Source organism: Streptomyces sp. SID12501, from assembly GCF_010550245.1.
In the GTDB taxonomy this organism is placed as follows: domain Bacteria; phylum Actinomycetota; class Actinomycetes; order Streptomycetales; family Streptomycetaceae; genus Streptomyces.
Genome location: NZ_JAAGLU010000648.1, coordinates 1 through 442, shown reverse-complemented (window position 1 = coordinate 442; position 442 = coordinate 1). Strand labels below are relative to the sequence as shown.

Sequence of the window (442 nt, the reverse complement as noted above, 5' to 3'; positions counted from 1 at the left end):
AGCCCCGCGAAGGTGAGTTCCGCGGGATGCACCTGCTCGGTACCGACGACGGTCCCGCCGAGCTTCGTGAACTCGGTGGTGAAACCCTTGGTGAGGGTGGTGCCGTGGGCGCTCATGTCGTCCACCACGTAGAGCTTGGTCTTCTTCGCCTTGCCGTGCAGGTACTGGGCGGCCATCGGCCCCTGGTCGACGTCCGTCGTGACGGTGCGGAAGTACGTGGAGTAGGGGCGGGACGTGGTGCCCGCGGCCCAGTCGGGGCCCAGCGTCAGCACGGGGTTGGTGTTGGACGGGGAGACGACGGCCATGCCCGCCTGCGTCAACGTCGGCACCAGGGTCTGGGCGACGCCCGAGTTGAAGGGGCCGACGACGCCGAGCACCTTCTCGTCCGAGACGAACCGGGCCGCGTTCGCTTCGCCCCGGGCGGGGTCGGCCACGTCGTCCA

Annotated in this window: 1 protein-coding gene; it reads right to left on the bottom strand. The window is 69.7% G+C overall.

Features of this window, described 5'->3' with window-relative positions; translation table 11 throughout:
* The coding region (locus G3I71_RS47720; protein ID WP_164325205.1) for an ABC transporter substrate-binding protein at positions 1 to 442 on the bottom strand (442 nt) is incomplete at both ends.